General features: G+C 52.9%; 19 protein-coding genes. 18 read left to right on the top strand and 1 reads right to left on the bottom strand.

The window, feature by feature from the left end; genetic code table 11:
* The first annotated feature begins 70 nt into the window (after positions 1–70).
* The 7 genes from AC6CHM_RS16835 (at position 71) to AC6CHM_RS16805 (ending at position 7,630) form a co-directional block, all read left to right on the top strand.
* Complete coding sequence (locus AC6CHM_RS16835; protein WP_498173796.1) at positions 71–886, top strand: inositol monophosphatase family protein; 816 nt, start codon at positions 71–73, stop codon at positions 884–886.
* Between the two features lie 46 nt (positions 887–932).
* On the top strand, positions 933–1,805 hold the full coding sequence (locus tag AC6CHM_RS16830; protein ID WP_498173795.1) for an FAD binding domain-containing protein: 873 nt from the start codon (positions 933–935) through the stop codon (positions 1,803–1,805).
* Positions 1,806–2,279 carry a (2Fe-2S)-binding protein gene (locus AC6CHM_RS16825; RefSeq protein ID WP_498173794.1) on the top strand — a complete coding sequence of 158 codons (474 nt, stop codon included), beginning with the start codon at positions 1,806–1,808 and terminating at the stop codon, positions 2,277–2,279.
* Positions 2,272–4,638, top strand: coding sequence for a xanthine dehydrogenase family protein molybdopterin-binding subunit (locus AC6CHM_RS16820; protein ID WP_498173793.1), 2,367 nt, complete (start codon positions 2,272–2,274; stop codon positions 4,636–4,638). Before AC6CHM_RS16825 ends, AC6CHM_RS16820 begins: the two co-directional genes overlap by 8 nt.
* Positions 4,639–4,656: 18 nt before the next feature.
* A complete protein-coding gene (locus AC6CHM_RS16815) occupies positions 4,657–5,928 on the top strand; it encodes a glycosyltransferase (RefSeq protein WP_498173792.1) in 1,272 nt (423 codons plus the stop codon).
* A gap of 134 nt (positions 5,929–6,062) precedes the next feature.
* Positions 6,063–7,016 (top strand): XdhC family protein, encoded by a 954-nt coding sequence (locus AC6CHM_RS16810; protein ID WP_498173791.1) that lies wholly within the window; start codon positions 6,063–6,065, stop codon positions 7,014–7,016.
* Positions 7,013–7,630, top strand: coding sequence for a nucleotidyltransferase family protein (locus tag AC6CHM_RS16805; RefSeq protein ID WP_498173790.1), 618 nt, complete (start codon positions 7,013–7,015; stop codon positions 7,628–7,630). Before AC6CHM_RS16810 ends, AC6CHM_RS16805 begins: the two co-directional genes overlap by 4 nt.
* A 48-nt stretch (positions 7,631–7,678) precedes the next feature.
* Here the strand turns inward: AC6CHM_RS16805 and AC6CHM_RS16800 are convergent, their stop codons facing one another.
* Entirely contained in the window at positions 7,679–8,626 is a 948-nt protein-coding gene (locus AC6CHM_RS16800) for an AraC family transcriptional regulator (RefSeq protein ID WP_498173789.1), read from the bottom strand.
* A gap of 139 nt (positions 8,627–8,765) precedes the next feature.
* Between AC6CHM_RS16800 and AC6CHM_RS16795 the strand changes: the two genes are divergently transcribed.
* The 11 genes from AC6CHM_RS16795 to AC6CHM_RS16745 all read left to right on the top strand — a co-directional run bounded on the left by AC6CHM_RS16795 (position 8,766) and on the right by AC6CHM_RS16745 (position 22,726).
* The gene (locus AC6CHM_RS16795; RefSeq protein ID WP_307277029.1) at positions 8,766–10,016 is read left to right on the top strand and encodes an ABC transporter substrate-binding protein; all 1,251 of its coding nucleotides are present in this window, start codon (positions 8,766–8,768) and stop codon (positions 10,014–10,016) included.
* A gap of 70 nt (positions 10,017–10,086) precedes the next feature.
* On the top strand, positions 10,087–10,950 hold the full coding sequence (locus AC6CHM_RS16790; RefSeq protein WP_498173788.1) for a carbohydrate ABC transporter permease: 864 nt from the start codon (positions 10,087–10,089) through the stop codon (positions 10,948–10,950).
* Positions 10,947–11,765 carry a carbohydrate ABC transporter permease gene (locus tag AC6CHM_RS16785; RefSeq protein WP_498173787.1) on the top strand — a complete coding sequence of 273 codons (819 nt, stop codon included), beginning with the start codon at positions 10,947–10,949 and terminating at the stop codon, positions 11,763–11,765. Before AC6CHM_RS16790 ends, AC6CHM_RS16785 begins: the two co-directional genes overlap by 4 nt.
* A gap of 5 nt (positions 11,766–11,770) precedes the next feature.
* Positions 11,771–12,817 (top strand): NAD(P)-dependent alcohol dehydrogenase, encoded by a 1,047-nt coding sequence (locus AC6CHM_RS16780; RefSeq protein WP_498173786.1) that lies wholly within the window; start codon positions 11,771–11,773, stop codon positions 12,815–12,817.
* Positions 12,817–13,881 carry an ABC transporter ATP-binding protein gene (locus AC6CHM_RS16775; RefSeq protein WP_498173785.1) on the top strand — a complete coding sequence of 355 codons (1,065 nt, stop codon included), beginning with the start codon at positions 12,817–12,819 and terminating at the stop codon, positions 13,879–13,881. Before AC6CHM_RS16780 ends, AC6CHM_RS16775 begins: the two co-directional genes overlap by 1 nt.
* A 654-nt stretch (positions 13,882–14,535) precedes the next feature.
* Positions 14,536–16,773, top strand: a complete 2,238-nt coding sequence (locus tag AC6CHM_RS16770; protein WP_498173784.1) for a TonB-dependent siderophore receptor — start codon at positions 14,536–14,538, stop codon at positions 16,771–16,773.
* Positions 16,774–16,853: 80 nt separating this feature from the next.
* Positions 16,854–17,672, top strand: coding sequence for an ABC transporter substrate-binding protein (locus AC6CHM_RS16765; protein ID WP_336441395.1), 819 nt, complete (start codon positions 16,854–16,856; stop codon positions 17,670–17,672).
* Between the two features lie 5 nt (positions 17,673–17,677).
* The gene (fhuB, locus tag AC6CHM_RS16760; protein ID WP_498173783.1) at positions 17,678–19,675 is read left to right on the top strand and encodes a Fe(3+)-hydroxamate ABC transporter permease FhuB; all 1,998 of its coding nucleotides are present in this window, start codon (positions 17,678–17,680) and stop codon (positions 19,673–19,675) included.
* Positions 19,676–20,243: 568 nt separating this feature from the next.
* Positions 20,244–20,681, top strand: coding sequence for a hypothetical protein (locus AC6CHM_RS16755; RefSeq protein WP_498173782.1), 438 nt, complete (start codon positions 20,244–20,246; stop codon positions 20,679–20,681).
* A 481-nt stretch (positions 20,682–21,162) separates the two neighbouring features.
* Positions 21,163–22,080 carry a helix-turn-helix domain-containing protein gene (locus AC6CHM_RS16750; protein WP_498173781.1) on the top strand — a complete coding sequence of 306 codons (918 nt, stop codon included), beginning with the start codon at positions 21,163–21,165 and terminating at the stop codon, positions 22,078–22,080.
* A 232-nt stretch (positions 22,081–22,312) separates the two neighbouring features.
* Positions 22,313–22,726, top strand: coding sequence for a hypothetical protein (locus tag AC6CHM_RS16745; protein WP_337353357.1), 414 nt, complete (start codon positions 22,313–22,315; stop codon positions 22,724–22,726).
* Positions 22,727–22,750: the final 24 nt, after the last annotated feature.

Raw genomic sequence — 22,750 nt, 5'->3', positions numbered from 1 at the left:
CCGCCGATGAAGTGACGTTCGACCAAGCCATGAGACGCTGGGTTGTGAAAGCAAATGAAGGGACGGAACAGTGGCAAACGAAGACAATAACTTGGTGATGATGCAAGCTGTAGCCGAAGCGACGGCACTGGCGGCTGGACGGCTGGCTGTGTCATATTTGACGCAGAATAAACCCTTGGAAATTGAAACCAAAGGACCGCAAGACTTTGTGACAGCGGTTGATAAAGCAGTCGAATTGCTGATCCGGAATAGGTTGCATCAAGCATTTCCGCATCACGCCATTTTGGGCGAGGAATTCGGACTGGACAAAGAGGGGGCACGTGTAGTCTGGGTTCTGGATCCGATCGACGGCACTTCGAACTTCATGCGCGATCGTCCGAGCTGGTGTGTGTCGATCGGAGCTACCGTTGATGGTAAGCCAATACTTGGCGTCATCTTCGACCCTATTAAAGATGAATTATATAGTGCCGTCTCAGGACGAGGTGCAACTCGTAATGGTGACCCGATAGCAGTCAACAAAGATGCGACCCTCAACAAATCAGTGTTTGGCGTGGGCTTCACCTCGGGCAAGAGCGTAACTGCTCATGCGCAACAGATCAGTCATATTCTGGATCATGGCTGTGAGTACCGCCGCTTTGGCTCATCAGCCATGATGCTTGCTCATGTCGCGGATGGTCGGCTGGACGGATATGCTGACGCACGCACCAGTGTCTGGGATGTGATCGCAGGGCTTGTGCTGGTGCGTGAGGCAGGTGGCGTCGTTGAAGATTTCATAGAGAGCGGCGCGCAAAGTGGATCAATTCTGGCCGCCGCGCCTGGTGCCGCTGATACAGCATCGCTCTTATTGGCTATCGACCTTCAAGATCGGAGTCATCTGGCTCTTTGAAGTTCCCCCGCCGCCTGGCAACCCGGTTCACCGACACGGAGAAGACATGCAAGAGCAGCAGAACACCGATTTGTATCAGCCAGAAACCATAACTGATGGATTGAATGTTCTGTCGGATCTCGGGTCACGCGGGAAGGTTCTGGCCGGTGGCACATGGATTATGAGATCTCCGTTGCTCGCTGAACCATTGGCGCAAACCTATGTCGCCATTGCACGGATTCCGGAGTTACATCAGATCGACTTTACCGACATCCAGATAAAAATTGGCAGTGGCGTAACGCATGCTCAGCTTGCCCGCGAGCTTCAGGCGATCCCAGAAATGCGTGGCTTGGTGGCAGCAGCAGGCGGCGCGGCCAATCCGGCAGTGCGCCAGGCTGCAACGGTGGGCGGCAACCTTTGCACTATAAACTTCGCCGCTGCCGATCTAGTGCCCGCCTTTCTCTGTCATGACGCTGAGGTCGAATTTGAGTCCGTACGAGGTCGTCAACGTATCGCCTTGGAAGATTTCCTCCGCATCCGCAATTCACTCCCTCCAGAATATCTGTTGTTGCATGTACTGATCCCAATACGCCCCGTGATCTCGACCCATGCCCGCTTGCCACTCCGAAAAGCTGGGGATTATCCAGTTGCAATCGTAAGCGTATCGGTGGAGCGGCGCCCGGACGGTGTGATCGGCAATGCTGCCATTGGTGTCGGATCCGTCGAAGCTGTTGCACGGCGATGGCGCAGTCTCGAACGGGCGATAGTGGGTCTCCCTCTCCATTCGCATTTTATTTATCAGCACGCATTGGAACTCGCCGACGAGTTTGCCGGACGTGATGGACCCGAGGTCCCTGGATGGTATCGCATACATGTACTCCCAACCCTAGTGCGGCGCGCTTTTGAAGATCTGCAAAAACACGAGCTGGGGCGAGCTTGAATGTCGATTTATATCAATGTGAATGGTGAAGATCGAGTTTTTGACGGTAAAGCGATGACGCCATTGCTGGACGTTTTACGAAACACGTTCTTCCTTACCGGCACCAAAGATGTATGTCGTGAGGGTTTTTGCGGGGCGTGCATGGTGAATGTGGATGGCGTGCCCATGGTGTCGTGTCTAACGCCAGTGGGACTGGCTGAGAAGAAATGCATAGTGACGGTCGAAGGCCTAGGTCGCGAAGGCGGTCTTTCTCCATTGCAGCAGGCGCTCGAAGATCTTGATGCCGTACAGTGCGGAATGTGCTTTCCGGGCATGATCGTGAGTTTGACAAAGCTTATCGAGCAGAACCCTACGGCGACACGCGATGAAATAAAGCGCGGCCTTGCCGGAAATATCTGCCGATGCACCGGCTACGAACGCATCATTGATGCCGCCCTTATGCTTTGTGAGGAGGGGAGCAAAGCTGATGTCTGAAGCGGGACCTTTGAATGTGGTGATGAACTTCGCCAGGCGGGATGCGCGAGATAAATTGCGCGGAAGAACCCACTTTACTGTGGATCAGGTCGGGCCGGATATGCTGCATGGATATATCTTGCGAGCTACCGTATCGTCGGCGCAGATCGTGCATATGGACACATCTGCTGCACGAAAAATGCCAGGTGTACGAGCGATTATTACCGCCATGGATGCGCCTGGAAAGTACGGTATTGGCGTTGCCGACCAGCCTTTGTTCGCTAGTGATGTCGTGCGGTATCACGGCGAACCAATTGCTGCTGTTGCTGCCGATACGCTTCGACAAGCCAAAGAAGCAGCGGCCGCTATCAGTATCATTTTCCAGCCGATACCGGCGGTACTGACGATGGACGATGCTCTGTCGTCCAATGCGCCACTCGTGCACAAAGATTGGAAAACTTATGAAGTATTGCTGGAGGCGGAAGGTGCGCGTCGCGGCGGGAACATAGCTTGGGAAGCGACCGTCACACGTGGAAATACGAATGCGGCGTTTTCTCGGCCCGACGTTCAGATAGTCGAAAGTTGTTACCGCGTAGGCCGCCAAATTCACATGCAGCTTGAGCCACGAGCAGCTATCGCTTCCTATGAAGATGGACGTCTCCATCTTATTACTTCGACACAAGCTCCTTGGACTGTAAAGAACGTGACTGCCCGCGTTCTCGGTCTACCCCCGTCAAAAGTTCGCGTTACGGTCCCTCCGGTCGGAGGTGGCTTTGGTGTGAAATACGGCTGCACAATAGAACCCTTTGCTGCAGCGCTGGCACGTGCGGCGGGCCGAACAGTGGCCGTCATTAATTCACGACAGGAAGAGGTCCAGACCTGTCTCAGCCGAGAGAATGCCGACATATGTATCCGGTCCGCTGTGACGCAGGATGGCCAGATCGTTGGTCGTGAAGCGACGGTGTTGATGGATTGCGGCGCGTATGGGGGTGAGCAAATCTATCTGACGACAATGACCGCCCACACGCTTGGCTCTGGTTACCGGCTCGGCGCGGTCAAGATGACAAGTCGCGCAGTCTATACCAATACTGCACCGAACGGAGCCTTTCGTGCTTGCAACGGGGTCTACAATATCTTTGCGCTCGAGCGTCATACCGACGAGATTTGCAATGCCATCGGGATGGATCCGCTGGAGTTTCGGCGTCTCAATGTTCTCGGCGACGGAGACATCGGCTCGACAGGACAGGTCTTTGATGGAAATGTCCTTGGCCCGATGCTCGACCGAATGGAGGCAATGTCCAAAACCAAAGTATCCGAAAAAATTGACGTCGGAACCCGCCTCTATGGCAAAGCGCTCACAGTCGGCACTTGGTTCGTCTTTGTCGGCCCCTCCGCAGCAACGGTTAATCTTAATCCCGACGGCAGCGCCACTCTTGTGACAGCTGGAGTAGAAATTGGCCAGGGAACGATGATGCAATCATTGCCGCAGATCGTTGCGGCAAAGCTTGGGCTAAGTGCTGACGATATCATTGTGAAAGCTGCCGATACGGATGCGGCCGGATTCGATGTCGGTGTTGGAGGTGGGCGAACGACAGTTTCTCTAGGGGCAGCAGCATCGGTAGCCTGTGACGAGGTGCGCAGAAAAATACTCGAGGTGGCAAGTGCAATGTTGCAGACCAGCCCCGAGCATCTGGTACTCCAGAATGGCCGAGTTGAAATTGCAGGAAGAAAGGGATCCGGCACGACAATCGCCAATGTTGCCGAACAGGCTCAAGTACTGAGCGGTCCAATATCCGGCAGCGGTTCCTTTACACGTCCCGGTGTTCCTGCCATGGCGGGGTGTGCAGCGGGTCATTTTCTGGATGCTGTCGACATTCCCGTTTTCGCTGTGCACCAGTGCGAAGTTGCGGTCGATCCCGACACGGGTCACGTGGATGTCTTGAGCTACCGGGTGGTTCAGGATGTGGGGCGTGCGCTTAATCCACGCGCGATCCATGGTCAAATTCAGGGCGGAGTCACCCAGGGACTTGGTTACGCTCTTCATGAAGAGGTCACCTTTGGCCCGGATGGGCAAATCTCTCAATTGGGTTTTGGAGACTACCGTGTACCGCTCGCTCAGGACGTCGTTCCTGTCGAAATCGGGCTTTACGAAGGAGCTCCTTCTATCGGTCCGTTTGGTACGAAAGGCGCTGGTGAGGTGCCGATTTTAAATGTCGGGGCCACAATCGCCTGTGCCGTAGCCAATGCCATAGGGAAAAATGTTCAAGAACTACCCCTGACACCGCCTCGTGTCCTCGCATTGATACTCGGTCAAACGGATGCCCTCGATTTGCGTAGTCTTTCTCCAGGCCACCCATCAACGTCACCATTTAATTGCTAAATTGGAGTGTAAGTCGATATGAGTGCTACAAAAAATGTGAAAATTGTTCCTGATAACGACTATGTTGTTCGTTTTCTAAGCTCGTGGGATTATCGCCAGAATGCATTTCGCGTCGCCGATTTATTGGTGGCTAAAAACATCACAGATAGGGAAGCGATTAGCGAAATCGCCGACAATGACGAAATTCTGGCTGAACTCGCCACGTTCCTGGCAAAGTCGCGACGCTTCGTCCTCACCATCACTCATGAACTTCGCATCGCCGTGGTATTTGCCGTGTGGAAAGAGGTTCGGCGATTGCAACCGTACTCAACGGATAACCCCACTGGAGAAGATGCACTGCGAGCCAAGGTTGCAGAATTGGAATGGTTGTTTCGCGATACACCCATTTCCTGGAGCCTTTACATTGTTGATGATGAATGCCCCGAAGGCAGCCTTGACATTGCGAAAAGCATTGCTGACGTGTCCGCAAAGAAGAACATGTTTTTTCTAAGACTTCGCGATGCTTTGCCGTCGTCAGAACTGCCTCTTTCCAAGCTCAACGATGCATCGTCTTCAACGAAAGGTGGCGCAATTATATATGGTATGCAAAAGGCTGCGCATGACGGACATGACTACGTCATGTACACCGATTGCGATAACAGCAATCATCTTGGGCAGATCGGCTTGTTGCTCTACGAACTGATTGGCAACGGAGCAAAGGCAGCGATCGGGGACCGCAGAGCTACTCGAATCTCAGAATGGCACTCAACCAGAGAAAGCGAGTCCTATGCCAACTATATGTTGAAACGTGTCCATCAACTTCTCGACTTCGACCTTTTGTTGGGAGACGTAACTTGCCCGTTCAAGATGTTCGAAAGAGATTATCTATTGACGCTGCTGCAGAAGATGGATGTGTTTGATTTTTGCGTCGACTTCGACATCGTCGGCTATCTTAAGACGAGCGGCGCACCCGTGGCGATCGTACCAATCGTGTCAGTGGATTCTGACCTTGAAACAACCTGGATAGCTCTAACCAATGTAAAGGTTTGGTGGCAAAAGCTCAGTGGCTTTGTGTATGTTATTGAAAAATATAATCTATCTCACAATGAACATGCGGCAAATCTCGTGCGGGAAAAGCTATGGACGCAGGAAACCATTCAGAAAGTGCTTGAGACGGCGAGCCACGGAGTGTCATTGAATGGTCGTTTTCTGACAGCCGAAGATCAACTCATGATGTCCTTCGCACAGGTCAATGACTGGATCCGTTCCGCGTTGAGTGAATCGCGTGAGTTGGAACAATGCCCGAGTTGATCCCTCCCTCCCCAAGCTTGTAACACCTTCATCGTCCGGGATTGTAAGGTTTGCGTTGTGATGATGGATGAAGGTGGGGCGAGCTTCTCGGAGAACTGATCACAACCGCCTGAAGTTATCGCGGGGAAGTTCGCATGAGTGAGATTTCAACCGTAATAGCGAATCCGACACCGGTGCGGTTGCTGTCGACTGACGATCCTTTCGAGATTCTCAGCTTTGCCGCTGACGCTTTTGTAAAAGGCGGCGTTGCGCTGGCCACACTGATTGAAATCCAGGGCGGAGCTGCACGCGCTCTTGGATCTCATGTTGTCATCACCGCGGACGGACAATTCTGCGGATATGTTTCCGGAGGGTGTGTCGAAGCCGCTGTCGCGGCCGAGGCAATGCTTGCGATCGCCGAACAGAAGGACAGGACTGTCAGTTTCGGTGCGGGCTCCCCCTATTTTGATATCGAACTGCCTTGCGGCGGCGGTATAACCGTTGCGATCCACGTACTAACGGACGTAACACCGATCCATAAGGTTCTCGGTCTTCTCAAGCGGCGGCAACAGGCCGGACTTCAATACAGCGCCGAGCACCAGTCCCTTGAGGCTATTGAACCATCATCACGATCATACTTCCGCATTGGAAACTTTTATTCCGTCTATTTTCCCCGCATACGCGTAATCGTTTCCGGCAAAACAATTGAAGCGGAGGCGGTCGCATCCATTGCTAAGGCATCAGGTTACGACGTTGTTGTCCAAATATCGGGCCACGATAAATGGGATATTGTCGACGCGATTGACTCCTTTACCGCCGTCGTCCTCTTGCATCATGACCTTGACACTGAACGATGGGTTCTCGACGCAGCCCTTCGATCTTCAGCCTTTTATCTAGGAGCGTTGGGAAGCGCTCGCACGCATCGACGGCGCGTCGAACAGTTGCTTGAACTTGGGTGGTTACAGAAAGACATCGATCGGATCAAAGCGCCGATCGGGATTTTTGGACCGGCGCGAGAGTCAAATTCGCTTGCCCTGTCAGTGCTTGCCGACATCGCCGCCTGTCGTCTGGCAAACCGCGATCACTTTGCCCGTGGATCACGGAGTTGAGTACTGCGTTATCGGTAGCGGTTGTCGTTCTGGCCGCCGGAAAGTCAAGCAGAACCTGCTCTAGCAGGGGACACAAATTGCTCGCCGAGTTTGGAGGCATGCCGCTTGTTCGCCGATCAACCTTAATTGCCAGCGGATGCGATTGTCAGTCGGTCACCGTTGTGACTGGACACAGGCACCTTGAAATACAAAATGCGATTGCAGACCTTGATGTTCAGCTCGTCCACAACAAGAATTATCTTTCGGGAATGGCCAGTTCGCTTGCACTTGGCGTGCGAACTGCGGAAAGAGGTCGGCCTGAGGGTATATTGATTATGCTTGCCGATATGCCGGCTGTGATTGTGCTTGATCTCAATTTTCTAATCGCTGCGTTTCGAAACGGCCAAGGCAAGTATATCGTTCGTGCTATCTCGCGGGGCGTGCCTGGCAATCCTGTGGTTTTTCCGCTTCCCCTTCATGTCCGGCTGAAAGCTTTGGTCGGTGACGTTGGCGCTCGCGATATTATTGAAGAGTCCGCACTGCCTGTAATTGAGGTGGATATCGGCGAGGCGGCTCTCACAGACGTCGACACGCTGGATGATATCATTGCTGCCGGTGGCCGATTGGCAGACTAGAATTCTGTTGTGATTTTCTGACTGTTAATAGGTGAAGCGCTTTCGGCTCTACTGATTGCGTATCCCTATGGTTGTCGCCGGTGTGATCATTGATCTAGCTCTGATCCTTGCCGCCTTTCGATAAGATCGTGGAGTGAGGCCGGTTTCCATTCTGAAATAACGGTTGAAATTCGACAGATTGTTGAAGCCTGCTTCGAAGCAGATATCCGTGATCGACATTCCAGTTTCCGCCAGTAATGTGCGGGCGCGCCAAACGCGCACCGAGCGGCTATAGGTGGAGAAGTTCATACCTGTCAGCCGACCGAAAGCGCGGGAAAAAGCGGAAGGCTCGAGACCTACACGCTCGGCTACCTCGTGCATCTTCGCGCTAGGACTGGATTGCATGATCTGGATAGCTTGATCGATCCTGCGATGACGCCTGTCCGACAATTGGTTATAAAATGAGATAAAATGCTCACTGGCAAGAAGCCGCTTTTGTGGAGCGGTCTCAATGCTGTTCAGTATCTCGATGAAGAGTCCGAGCCCTCCTGCATTTTCATGTTCGTGAAGGTCAAGTATTCTTCTACCGATTTCCAGAGCAGCAGGCCCCATGATTTCGATACCGCGTGCGGCAAGTGGTTTCAGACGGTGGAGAACATCAAACTCCGGACAGACCGCGCGTATGTTCATTAGCGCTTCTGCATCGAATTGCAGCACCAGATCGCGTCCCGGCAGATGCGGCGCGCCTGGTGTGATCCAGTTGTGCGGAAGGTTTGTACCAGTCAGCATCAGGTGCCCCGGTTTAAAAGGACCGATATAGTCACCGACATAGGCAAAGCCCGAAGCGTCAGGGATATAGTGGATTTCCCATTCAGGATGATAATTCCAAATGCAGATCGGATTTGGATAGTCATCCCGGCGGATGAGGTAGGACATGCCACCAGGCAGAGTGATTTGCTCTCGGGTGGCAGTGAACGTATCCGAAACGGAATGTGGGAAATCTGATGCAATTGGCATTCATCAAGTCACCTTATATGCGAAGAATGTCAAAATAGTATTAGTTCTCAGTCAAAAAGCAAACTAGTTCCGATGACAAGTCCAGTCACAATGGGTCCCGTAGACGGCGAGGGAGTTTTGCCGTTCGAGGGAGGATACCATGACATTCAACAGGCTCCGCGCTGGCTGTGCGGCAATTGCAATCTTTACGGCGTCCAACGCCTTTGCCGCTGCTCAGTGCAGCGACGATGTGCGCGTCCTCGCCCAGCCACGCGATGGACTAACGCTGCTGGAAGAGCATGTGGACGAATTCGAGAAATTGTCCGGCGCAGGATTTGAAATCAGCTACCTTAACGAAAACGACCGTCGCGCAAAGTCGCAGGCTGACGCATCCACCGTCGGTAGCTTTGACGTCTACTATGTCGATGAGGCAAACCTCGCCCTATTCGCATCTTCTGGCTGGATCGTGCCGCTCGATGGCTATTATCCCGCCGACTACGACTATGCCGATTTCGATGCGGGTATGCGAGCAGCCGCGACCTATGAAGGAAAGCAATGGTTCGCACCCATACAGGGCGGTGGCGACCTGATGGTCTATCGGACGGATCTTCTGGAAAAAGCTGGTATCGCGCCACCAAAAACGTGGGAAGAGTATCTGGCTGCCGTCAAAAAACTGCACGACCCCGACAATGGCGTGTACGGAACGGCTCTGCGGGGACAGCGGGGCTCGGGTGCCAATGTCTGGCGCTGGATGCCATTGTTTAAGGCATATGGCGGGGAGTGGTTCAAAGACGGAAAGCCGGCATTTAACTCAGAGGCCGCACTGAAAGCTACACAGGCTTATTTGGACCTTTTCAAATATTCCGCTCCCGGAACGCAGACCGGATCCTGGGACGAATCGACTGGTGCATTCCGCGCTGGCAAGGTCGCCATTATCATTGAATCCGCCCCCCTTGGCGGCATGTCGGTAGACAAGGCGCAAAGTCAGGTGGCTGATAAAGTAGCCTTCTCTGTGCCCCCAACGCCGCTACCAGGTGGCGGTTATGCCCATGGCTTTGCCATCGCCGCAAAAGCCAATGCAACCGAGGAGAAAAAAGCCTGCGCCGGTCTGTTCATTGCTTGGGCGACCTCCAAAGAGCAGGAAGCGCGCCGTCTGGCGGCGGGGCAACCGGGTGAGTTGACGCGCACCAGCACCTACCAGAGTCCGGAATATGCCGCGACCTTTGGTCAGAACCTTGCTGACGCCATGGCTCAAACGGGAAGCCGGACACAGGTAACCTTCTGGCAAGATCCGCGCTGGCAAGAACTGGGTAATCAATGGGGGATCATGCTCGAAGAGCTCATCACCGGTAGCCGCAAGGATATCAAGGCAACCCTCAACGAGCTTGAGGCTTTCGCCACCAAGCTTTGATACCCGTCAGCCTTTACCAAGGGCGCGCCGTAGACGACGCGCCCGACCCTGTCAGTTGAGGATTTTTGCCATGCGCCGCAGGCGTTCGCTGCCTTACGTTTTTCTCGGCCCAACGTTGGTCATACTGATTGTTCTGGCGCTCGTGCCGACGATCTATGCAATCAATATTTCATTGCAGAACAGAACCCTGGCACAGCCGCAGGCCGATTACGTTTGGTTCGCCAATTATATAGCCTTGTTTTCCGATTCCCGTTTTCTCAATGCTTTGTGGGTGTCGCTCAAATGGGAAGTTTTGAGTGTCACAGCCACTATGTTGACGGGCATTGCGATCAGCATTGCCATGTTTGAAGCGACTGGTCCGCGGGTGCGGAATATCCTGTGTGTCTTGTTTATAATTCCGGTCCTCTTGCCACGCGTCTGCGCTGCCTTTGTTTGGAAATTCTCTTTTCATCCTTTGTATGGCGCTTTGACCTGGCCTGTACGCGAACTCACGGGCAGTACACCAGATATCCTTTCCACGCCGCTCGGGGCACTGTTTGCAGTTGCATTCGTCGACGTCTGGCAATGGGGGCTTTTCTTTGCGGTAATTATTCTCAAGCTTCTGGAATCGCTTCCTCCGCAGCCTCTGGAAGCCGCACGCATCGATCGCGCGACGCGCTGGGAAGTCCATCGCTACGTCACACTTCCGATGCTGAAGGCTCCGCTTATCAGCCTGCTTCTGGTCAAGGCGATCGAAAGTCTGCGCTCCTTCGATCTGGTTTATGTCATGACACGGGGCGGCCCAGGCATCTCGACGGAAACACTCGACATGTATGCCTATTCCCAGGGTTTCATTGAATCCGGCAAAATCTCATATGCCTCATCAATGGCAGTCATCATGATGGTACTGACCATCGTCACCTTCACCTTTACCTGGAAGAGGCTGAACCGATGAAACTGTCCACATTGCTCCTCAGGCTGATGCTGATATTAGCGGCTGCCTTCGTGGTCCTGCCGTTACTATGGACTTTGCTCAACGCTTTTAAAACCAATGCCGACCTGCTGGTCAGCACGCCAAAACTCTTCTTCCAGCCGGTCTGGGATAATATGAGCTACGTGCTGAACCGGCGCTCGGTCGCTCGCGCGCTCACCAATTCACTCATCATCTGCACGAGCGCTGTCATGCTTGGAGCCGTGCTTGGTATTCCTGCCGCCTATGTTATTGTAAGATTCAAAAACCGCCTGACAGCTGAGGCGCAGTTTTTTGTTCTGTCGCTGCGTTTTCTGCCGCCGGTGGCGATTGCAATTCCAATGCTGGTTATCTGGCTGGGCCTCGATCTCTACGATACCCGCCTGTCCCTGATCGTCACCTATTTGATTGTCACGACTTCAATCACTATCTGGTTGTCGATTCCGGCTTTTGAAGGTGTTAGCCTGCATGTCGAAGAGGCCGCCAGAGTCGATGGATTAGGCCCCTACGCCACTTTCTTCCGCATCGCTCTTCCGATTGTCCGCTTTCAGGTTTTCGGTGCCGTTGCCTTTTCCTTTGTGCTTGTTTGGAACGAGTTTCTTCTCGCCATGATGCTCACTACATCCAAGGCAAAGACCCTACCAATCATTGCATCTGAAATGTCACAGCTCGGCATGAATGTACCTTGGGGCATTCTCAACGCGGCCGTCGTTCTCTTGTCCTTGCCACCTCTCATTTTGCTTGGGGCAATGGCGAGTGGGCTCAATGCCGCATTTTCCAAAAAAACTGATCAAGGTTGAATCTCATGAAAGCACTTGTCCTCGAGCGCGTTGGTGAACTTACGCTGCGCGATATCGATCTGGCCCGAACGATGGGACCAGATGATGTACGCGTCCGTCTCCATACCGTCGGAGTTTGCGGCAGCGACGTGCATTATTACACCCACGGCCGCATCGGTAATTTCGTGCTCAATGAGCCTATGGTTCTGGGCCACGAGGCCGCAGGTACCGTGACTGAAGTCGGTGCCAACGTCACGCATCTTAAGGCCGGTGACCGGGTGTGCATGGAGCCGGGAATTCCCGATCCCTCATCGCGTGCTTCGCGTCTCGGGCTCTACAATGTCGATCCCGCCGTAACTTTCTGGGCAACACCGCCGGTGCATGGTGTGCTTTGCCCGGAAACCATTCATCCAGCCGGATTTACCTACAAACTGCCAGACAACGTCTCTTTTGCTGAAGGGGCGATGGTCGAGCCCTTCGCCGTCGGTATGCAAGCCGCAGCACGCGCCCGCATTACCCCTGGCGACACGGCAGTTGTAACAGGTTGTGGTACAATCGGGATCATGGTTGCATTGGCAGCATTGGCCGGCGGCTGCTCGCGGGTGCTGATTTCGGATGTTTCCCCGATCAAATTGAAACTTGCGGAAACTTATGACGGCATCAGTGGGATCAACGTGCGAGAAACGAACCTCGTCGAGGCAGTTGACGCTGCCACAGGTGGCTGGGGTGCCGATATAGTATTCGAATGCTCCGGTGCATCAGCCGCTATCGCCGATCTTTTCAAAATCGTGAGACCTGGTGGAACCGTGGTCCTCGTGGGCTTGCCAGTTGAGCCCGTCCCGATGGATATTGCTGCTGCATGCTCACGCGAGTGTCGGATAGAAACCGTGTTTCGCTATGCTAACGTCTTTGATCGCGCCTTGGCTCTCATCGCCGCCGGAAAGGTCGATTTGAAGCCGCTCGTCTCGGGCACGTTCGCATTTGAGGACTCTATTGCGGCCTTCAAGCGCGCTGCCGAAGGGCGTCCGGAAGATGTGAAGCTGCAGATCACCCTGGACGGGGAGGGGAACTGATGGCGACCGTTGAATGCCGTGGAATCCGCAAAGTCTATGGTTCGGTGGAAGTCATGCACGATTTCAACCTTAAGATAGATGACCATGAATTCGTCGTCTTTCTCGGGCCATCAGGTTGTGGCAAGACAACGATGCTGCGCATGATCGCCGGTCTCGAAGAAATATCGAGCGGTGACCTTCTAATTGGTGGTCAACGTATGAACGACCGCGACCCTGGAGATCGCGGTATCGCTATGGTTTTTCAAAATTACGCGCTCTATCCACATATGAGCGTACGGGAAAATATTGTATTCGGTCTGGAACGTGCCGGCGTTGCAAAAGACGCGATCAAGGAACGCCTTGCTCCGGTTGTCGCGGCACTCGGTCTTGGCATCTACCTGTCCCGCAAACCAACGGAACTGTCGGGCGGCCAGCAACAGCGCGTGGCGATCGCGCGTGCTATGATCAAAACTCCGGAGGTGTTTCTCTTCGACGAGCCGTTATCTAATCTGGACGCAAAGCTTCGCGGTAGCTTGCGTGTCGAGATTGCGCGCCTGCACCGGGACCTAAAGACGACGAGCATTTACGTTACACATGACCAGCTCGAAGCAATGACACTTGCTGACAAGATCGTTTTGATGAAGGACGGGCGTATCGAGCAGATGGGCACGCCTGAAGAAATCTACCAATCTCCTGCCACCTTGTTTGCCGCCGGCTTCATCGGAACGCCAAACATGAACTTCATGCAATTACAGGCGCTTAATGATGAGATTGGCGATTCTGGTGCCAGGTTCAAGGCTCCTTTTGCGATCAGGCCTGGCCCTGTTACCGTAGGTATCCGACCAGGTGCATTTCAACTGACTGATGAAGGGGGTGGGTTACGCGGTCGAGTCGAGCGTAACGAGTTTCACGGAGAGACGAGACTTGTGACATTGCGCAACAATAGCCATGAGATCAGCATTGCTGTACCCGCGGCTACCGCCATCAAGGAAGGTGATGTTGTGGGCATAGATGTTGCCGCTCACGAACTGCACCTTTTTGACCCCGAAACAGAAAAACGATTAGAAGTGCACAAAGTCGCGTGATGAACGGACTAACGTTTGAAGCTTTGGCCCGACAGCTAATAATTTCCCGTCGACAAGCTTCGGTGGTTTGTATCTTCAGTAATATTATAGAAGCCAATGCAGGCCGACGGCCACAAGAATCGCAGCTATCGCATTTGCCATAATATTTGGCTCTGAGCCATTGGTGTTGTGCGGTGGAAAAAACGCAACGCAAGAATGAAAGAAAGTTTATGCCTGTTCTGGTGCTCCTTCCGATTATTGTCATTCTTAATTATGCATTGGCATGGCATGCCACAGGCGGTTTAAGAATAGGCAACGTCCTCGCGGGCACAACATGTCTGCTAGTCTGGCTGTGGTATGCGGGCGAAATGTTTTTGATGGATTTTTAGTCTTCGAGCACTTTTTGCATCCTATTAACGTACTTAGCCGTGCCACAAGTCGCTTTGGCTTTGTTTGATCTTCACGTTTTTTAAGCGTGATGCCGCAATGGTACGCTTTAGCGTCCGAGTAATATCATTCCCCACCACCTTCACCCTAAGCTTTCAAAACGACGCAACTTTGCCCAGAATCCTAGTCGAACTAAGGTTGACTGGGAAAGATGAGTATCTTAGTCAAGAAAAGTCGGCGGGGGATTCGCTGGCAGACGCGTAGTGTCAAAAGCTGGGGATTTTTCACGTGGTTGTTTTCGCGAGTTTCGATGCTGATCGCCGCAAGGATCGGCGCGCATGCGTAACCTTTTCTGTTTCTCGTCTAAGTCCGATTAAACGACGGTTACTAGGCCTATCCCGGGCGATGTTGGGATCGGGGATTATTGCCATCTCCTCTGCACAGGCGCAAGAAAGTGATACCATTCTCCTTGACCCTATCACGCTGCGCGTCGAAAATGCCTGGGGGCCCGTCGATGGTTATGTTGCTAACCGCAGTGCGACTGGTTCCAAAAGCGATACGCCGCTGATCGAAAACCCGCAGTCGATCTCGATCGTTACGGCGGATCAGATGAAGGCACAGCGGGTGGAGAGCCTGGGCAATGCGCTTCGTTACACTGCCGGTGTCGCAGGAGAATTGTGGGGTAATGACACGCGTGGTTATGGTCTGCAAATTCGTGGATTTGGTGTATCGGACGAGGCTTTTTATAAGGATGGCTTGCGGCTGAAGGGAACGGATTTTGCCACCTTCCTGTCACTTGACCCCTATGGTGCCGAACGCCTGGAAATATTGCATGGCCCGGCCTCTGTCCTTTATGGCCAGAACAGTCCCGGCGGCATTATCAACTATGTGAGCAAGCGCCCAACTGGCGAAACGTTCCGGGAAATCGAAGTCAGTGCCGGTAGCTTCAACCGCTATCAGACCCAGTTTGATATGGGAGGTGTCTTCGACAAGGACGGCGTGCTGAGTTATCGGGTGACAGGCTTGTTTCGTGATGGTGAAACCGGTGTAGATTTTGTCAACGACGACCGCATCTTTATAGCGCCCTCGCTGAAGTGGCAGCCAGATGCCGACACCAGCCTGACGCTGCTTGCCACCTACCAACGTGACAAAACAGGCTGGGGTATCCAATTTCTACCCGCCGATGGCACTGTCTTTCCGGGGCTGAACGGCAAGCGTTTGCCGAACAGCCGCTTTGTTGGCGAACCGGGTTTCGATGAGTTTTCTCCAACACTTGCCATGGCCGGTTATGAGTTCGAGCATCGGATGAATGACACATGGCTCGTTCGGCAGAACCTTCGCTATTCTTATCTTAGCAATGATAAGCAGCTTGGCGTGTTCGGCGGCGGGGCCAATCCCAATCCTGATCTTTCTCCTGGCCTTGATCCTGACGGACATACCTACCACCGCTATGTCGACGCCGGGAGCTCAACGCTCGGCAATTTTTCGGTCGACAATCAGGCTCAGGCCGAGTTCGACACGGGGCCGCTTGCACACACGCTGCTGATGGGATTCGACTACCAGTACACTGATTACAAGGATTGGGGTGGCTCGGGAACAGTTGCACCGCTTGATGATATCTTTAATCCCGTCTACGGCGCCCCGGTGTCCGATATCATTTCTTACAAGGATACCAACACTCGCCAGTGGCAGGCCGGTCTCTACGCGCAAGATCAGATCAAGTATGATAATTGGGCGCTTACATTCGGCGGTCGACAGGATTGGACAAAAAGCACAATACTCGACAAGCTTTCGCACAGCGAAAGCGAGCAGTCTGATAGTGCATTCACGGGCCGGGTTGGCCTCGTTTATCTCTCCGACACCGGCCTTGCGCCCTATGTCAGTTATTCAACATCATTTTATCCGACATTGGGCACGGGAAGCGGCGGTGAAACCTTCAAGCCAGGGACCGGTGAGCAGTACGAGGTCGGTATCAAATATCAGCCAAAAGGCTGGAACAGCTTCGTAACCGTTGCTGCCTTTGATCTTACCCGTGAGAATGTCTCTCGCACTATTGGCAATGAGCGTTTCCAGACAGGAGAAATTCGCTCGCGGGGTATTGAAGTTGAAGGCGTTGCCAGCCTCGATTCCGGTTGGGATATAAAACTCGCTTACGCATATACAGATATGGAGATTCGCGATGATGGCGAAGGCACAGGTGGCAATATGCCTTCCGGCGTGCCGCGCCACCGAATGTCGCTGTGGGGCGACTATACGTTCAAAACTGGCGTGCTCGAAGGTTTCGGCGCCGGTGTTGGCGCCCGCTATATCGGATCAAGCTTTGGCGATGATGACAATTCTTTCAAGGTGCCGTCGGCAACACTGGTCGATGCCGCCATCCACTATGACTGGAAGAACATGAAATTCCAGCTCAATGCCAGCAACCTTTTCGATAAGCAATATGTTGCCTCCTGCTTCAATCGCACCTCCGGTTGCTTCTATGGAGAGGGCCGCAAGATTACGGGCTCGGTGAAGTATCGCTGGTGAACGGGACACGAACATATAACAAACGATCCATTTGCCTCAAATACCCAACACGACGGCAATGTATCGGAGGGCTTGCGGCAATGTTGGTTGCCCAAATTCCGGTCGCGCGTGCAGCAAATATGCCGCGAGTGGCTTGTCTTGAATGGGCCTCGGCCGAACTTGTCGTCTCGCTGGGTATCCAGCCTGTAGCGGTAGCCGATCTTAAAGGTTACCGTGACTGGGTTGTGGCACCCCGGCTGTCTGATGACTGTCTTGATTTAGGCTCCCGTGGTGAGCCCAATCTTGAGGTCTTGCTCAAGCTCAATCCTGATATGATCGTCAGCGCTCATGGCTACGGACTCGAGGGAGGTCCATTTGCGAAGATTGCACCGCTGCATACGGTAGCACTTTACGACGGCACCGGCGGGACACCATATGGTCAGGCCGAGAGCGAGACGCTGAGATTGGCCGAGAGGCTTGGTCGGCAAACGCAAGCGCATGAGGTGATTGAAAGCACGGCGGCTACGATTTCCAGGACCAAAAAGATGCTGGCGGACCAAGGCGGTAGTCCCCTCGCTGTGGTCAGCATGTTCGACGATCGGCATGTGCGTGTCTATGGCAGGTCGAGTCTTTTCCAGGACGTGCTGGATAGGCTTGGGCTTATCAATGCGTGGACCGGAGAAACCGGAAGTTGGGGGTTTTCGACGATGGGTATCGAGGAACTTGTGGCGATCGGTAACGCGCGGCTGATCTCGCTCGACCCGATTCCGCCGCATGTGAAGATCAGAATCGAACAAAGTACGCTGTGGAAGAGCCTCCCTTGCGTCAGGGCAGGCAATGTTACAACAATTCCTCCTGTCTGGCCGTTCGGCGGGCTGGCCGCGGCCGCCCGTTTCGCCACGCTGCTTGCGCAAACATGACGGTCATGCAACTGACAAAAACGACAACGCGGCGGAACACTGGAATATGGCTTCTTCCTTTGCTCGTTGGCATTCCCGCGTTCATCGCCGCATCCCTCACCATATCCGACCTTCTGCGACTGCTGCCCACCGAGTTCTGGTGGCGTGCGATCAGCAATGCCGACTTTACTGATCCCCGGCAGCTGCTTTACCGCCATGCTTTCCTGCCACGTCTTGCAATCAGCCTGTTGGTTGGGGCTGCACTCGGGCTTGCTGGCACGCTGTTCCAGCAAATCCTGCGCAATCCTCTTGCCGAACCGACAACAATTGGCACCAATGCAGGTGCCAGTGTCGCTTTAACTCTTGCGACCCTCTATGCGCCGTGGATGTTGGAACATGGACGGGAGTGGGTGGCTATCGCCGGTGGCACAATAAGTACACTGATCGTTTTCGCCTTGGCGTCGGGACGCGGTTTTTCTCCAATAAGGATCATTATCGGGGGGCTGATCGTCAGCCTCACCTTCAGTTCTGCAAGTGCCTTCTTGATGGCTGCCAATCGTGAATATTCCCAGGAATTGTACATTTGGCAGAGTGGATCACTTATACAGAATGGCGATGCCACGGCTTTTGCGCTGACACCCTGGTTGTTGGCGGGCGCGGCAGCGGCCTTCCTGCTGGTACGCCCATTACAAATCCTTGATCTGGCTGACGAGGGAGCGTCGAGCCTGGGCAACAACCCGACTTTGACGCGGATGACGGGATTGGTGGTTGCAGTGATTCTTAGCGCTATCGCCACAGCGGCTGTTGGTGTCATCAGCTTTGTGGCCTTGGCAGCGCCGGTTCTGACTCGGCTTGCCGGTGCGCGAACGCTGCATCAACGCATGATCTGGGCACCGCTTTTAGGCGCTTCCCTGCTTTGGCTGACTGATCGGGTTGTGCAGATATTGCCATTTTTGTCGGAAATTCCTGCCGGTACTGCAACAGCGTTTCTTGGTGCGCCGTTGCTGTTGCTGCTGCTACCGAAGTTGCGCATCGCACCACATAAAAACGGAGATGCGTCATCAGTGTTCCGCCGGCGCAATGCTTTGCCCTGGTTGTTGGCCGGCCTTTTAGTACTCGGTTTTTTCCTCTGTCTGACCCTTGCCGCTGGGCGTGATATTAATGGCTGGTATTGGGCTACATCCGATGAACTTGGCTATCTCTTGCCCCTCAGGGCGCCACGGGTTGTTGTGGCACTGTCGGCGGGTATTATGTTGGCGTTTGCAGGTGTACTAATCCAGCGCATGACTGGTAATCCAATCGCGGCACCTGAGGTGCTGGGCATTTCGGGCGGCGCCGCCCTCGGCGTGCTTTTGCTGTTTGTTTCAATGTCGAGTTTTAGTCGTCCGGCAATGTTCCTGGCTGGATTGGCGGGGGCGCTTGTTAGCCTGCTGCTGATTGCACCGATGGATTATCGAAAGGCGTTAGCCCCCGAGCGACTGCTACTCAGCGGTGTTGCCGTGGCAACAATGGCATCGGCGGCATCGGCGATCGTTTTGGCCAGCGGAGATCCGCGACTGGGTATATTGTTAGCCTGGTTATCCGGTTCGACCTACACGGCGACAGCAGATGATGCCATCATCGCTGGGATCATCACGGCTATTCTTGTGGGGATTGCACCGCTGACCGCGCGCTGGCTGGAGATATTGCCGCTAGGCATAGCCGCTGCGCGAGGAGTAGGTCTTGGGGCTAACCGTGTACGAATCATCCTGCTCGTTTTGATCGCAACATCAACAGCGGCGTCGACATTGATTATTGGACCGCTGAGCTTTGTTGGTTTGATGGCACCGCACATGGCACGCGTCCTCGGGTTTCAAAGGGCCTTGCCTCAGCTTGCCGCGGCGGGGCTCCTTGGCGGACTCCTGCTGATGCTTGCGGACTGGGCCGGCCGAATGCTTATCTTCCCGTGGCAGATTCCTGCCGGGCTTCTAGCTGCACTTGTGGGTGGTCCCTATTTTGTTGTGCTAATGAGAACGCGTCATTAGTGATATTGCACGGCCCCGACTGAAAATGTTTAGCCAATGACTTACAATTGGATATCGTTACATTTTACAGCGGTATATTATTGAGCGAAGTCGCTGATAGTGGCACGGGGCTTTAACAGCCCCGATCGATGACATATAGATCGATATGCATCCGCGAATATCTTCGACAACACTGGGGCGGTTTTTATCGTTCTTGTTGTGACATGATCGTGGGGGGTGAGGTGTATAACTGGCATAAATTACTATTGGCTGCTTGCATCGCTGTTTTGATAGGATTTGGCTATTTGGCCGGCTCCGACTACGAAACATCGGATATTAGTGGCAGGGCTTTTTCCACGGCACAGGAAGCGGCTCGTAGCGTTAAATAATCTGCATGCCCGCGGCAGATTTGCACATTTTCATCGGTTCTGTCGTTCCACAGGAAAGCACTATACAGTGCCATCGGTGCCAGAGTACTTGCTTGAATAACGAGACTATATTTTAACGGCAGTGGACGATACTATGAATTTAATTTGAATTTTGCCGGGTGCGCGTTCAGCATTCACTCTTTTGTAGGCAGTAGGGCTAAATGAACGAGTTTAAATCGGAACTGAGGCAGCCCATTACAGTACTTCTTATACAGCCAGACGTCATCTTGAATTTCTTCATTCGCGAATACCTAGAAGCGTCCGGTCTCAAAGTTTTTGATGTGGCCACCATGGAAGAAGCCATGGTCCTACTGAAAGCGCGCGCGGAGATAAGTGTCGTTATTGCGGAGTATGAATCAACAGGAAAAACCACAGACGAAAACTACATAACAATGATAGCTGCGCAGTTTCCGCAGCTGGCTCTCATTGTTACCGTTGAAGAAGCTATCATTCCGGCAGGTTTGCCACCGAGCGTGAGAGTAGTGGCTAAACCGTTCGACCCGAAAATTGTGAAAGAAATTCTGGAACATCTCTTGAGTAGGTCTGCGTCACAGGAAGAGAGGTCCTTTAATTCGCCAATGACTATCAAGAGCTTATAGTTTGCCGCTGATACGACGGCGGTAGCAAAATAATGATGCCAAGTTTTAAATGGATCCTTTACCGCTGCTCGAGATGTTGCAGAAAACTATTTTTGTTGCAAGTTATTGCTATAAAATCTCGAAAATGACGTTAGCGAAGGGAATGTCAGCCTCTCTCAATGTTCATAAGTAATTATATGTTTTATAGGTGTTTATGATGGCCGCAAAATCTTTGACGCAGCTTTTCTTAATCATTTCAACTCAGCGCTAACAATTTCCGACATTTACAACTTATGGTTTATATGATTTTTTCGGCTTGAAGTTGGCATGGAGAGTGTCACCGGCCTAAAGCGTCCGAACGCTGACAAGTTGGCGAACTTTACGATGCATTTAACCAAGACATTACAAATCAACGTTGCTCAATGAAGAGTTGCGTATCTCTTGTCCTTTCCGGCAAGGGTTTCGCATATCATTGAATACAAACTCCGGTGCATAGTATTACATGAATACGCCGATAATTTCTCATTCGCTTGTACAGCTCGACCTTTCGAATTCTTCTGGAATATTAACCGCAATTCCAGAGAGCGTCGGACCCAGATTTGAGACAGCCATTGGCGCAGTTATCAAAGCTACCAGATCAGCCGGCTCGATGAGTTTTCATACCAACGTGGATTTTGCCAGTATTATGCTTTCACCGTCGCCTGGCATGGAAGCTGCGTTTGCAAGTGACAGGACATATCAATTTAATGCGCCTGCGGGGGCTGTAGTCATTAATCCTGCGGAGATTGACCGAACCCTTCGCTGGTCAGGCATAAAAAAGAATGTTGCAGTGGCATTTGGACGGGCTGCCTATGCAGCCTTGGCAGCCACCGAACTTGACGGCAATAGTTGGGATCTCCGCCCTCCCAAATTTGGTCACGTTGATCTTAGAGCACTTCGCATTGGCACTGCGATGGCAAAGGAATTATCCAGCACCGCCGTCAATCCGGTGTATCTAGACGCTTTAATGACGGTGCTGGCCGTTCATATCATCCGAACTTACTCTGCACATAAAATTACAAAGCCAATGACGCAGGCGCGGCTAGCCGGACATCATGTGAAGCGCATTCGCGAATATATTCATCAAAATATGGCAGAAAATCTTACGATACTTTCGATGGCCAGGGTTGTTCAGTCTTCACCCAGTCACTTCATTCGTGCTTTTACGCTCACTCTCGGTATGCCTCCACATCAATATCTTACAAAGGTTCGTCTTGAGGAAGCGGAAACGTTGCTGACGCAAACCAATCTTCCAATCTTTGAAATTGCACATCGATCAGGATTTTCAAGCCAGAGTCATCTCACGAATACCATGAAACGGCTTAAAAATCTCACGCCCGGCCAGATTCGGGCCGCCGGTAATACCGGGTTCACCGAGTGAGATATTTGCTACCAGATACATCGAATTAGTTAGAAATATCTCATTCGAAAGGCTTATTTGCGCACGATTCTGCAATTGCGGCTTTTCTGTGTAATGACTTTGTTCAAAAATTGACCTGTCAATAGCTCATGGCGGCCATAATGGACCGCGAGGAATTTCGCTTTGCGATGGGGGGGCGTATGACAGATTTCTGCAATCATGATTCCAATTGGCTTTGCCAAAGATGAGTCTGATGCAGTCTCCTGACATCGAGGTTTTTGCTCCCAAAATCGAAGCGGTTTGGTCTGTGATTGATAAGCAGTATGCGGGCCGTATGAGCTCAGCAGAGCTTGATCATCTCTTCGCATGTTTTGTGCTGGGTCTCACCACACCCCGGTTTGGTGAGACCGAACCTGCTTCCCATTATCAAATCTGCCAGTCGCTGATTTCGATCAAGCTTCCGCCGGAGCGCACCGAGGCTGCGCTTCATGCTGTACCACAGGCTTCACAGCCATGGGTGGAAAGTGCCCGGCAACTCATCGAGAGCAAAGGCGCAACAATAGGAAGTGCGTTGCTGGATCGCGCGCAAAAAACTGAGGAAACTGCAGGCGAAAATGCGAATTCCAGTCCCCCGGAACGCCTGGTCAACAGCGAGGAAAAGCCATGATTGAATGCATGAATCGTTCTATTA

It is taken from the genome of Phyllobacterium sp. GQ127, from assembly GCF_059758635.1.
This window is presented reverse-complemented; position numbering and strand designations above follow the sequence as displayed.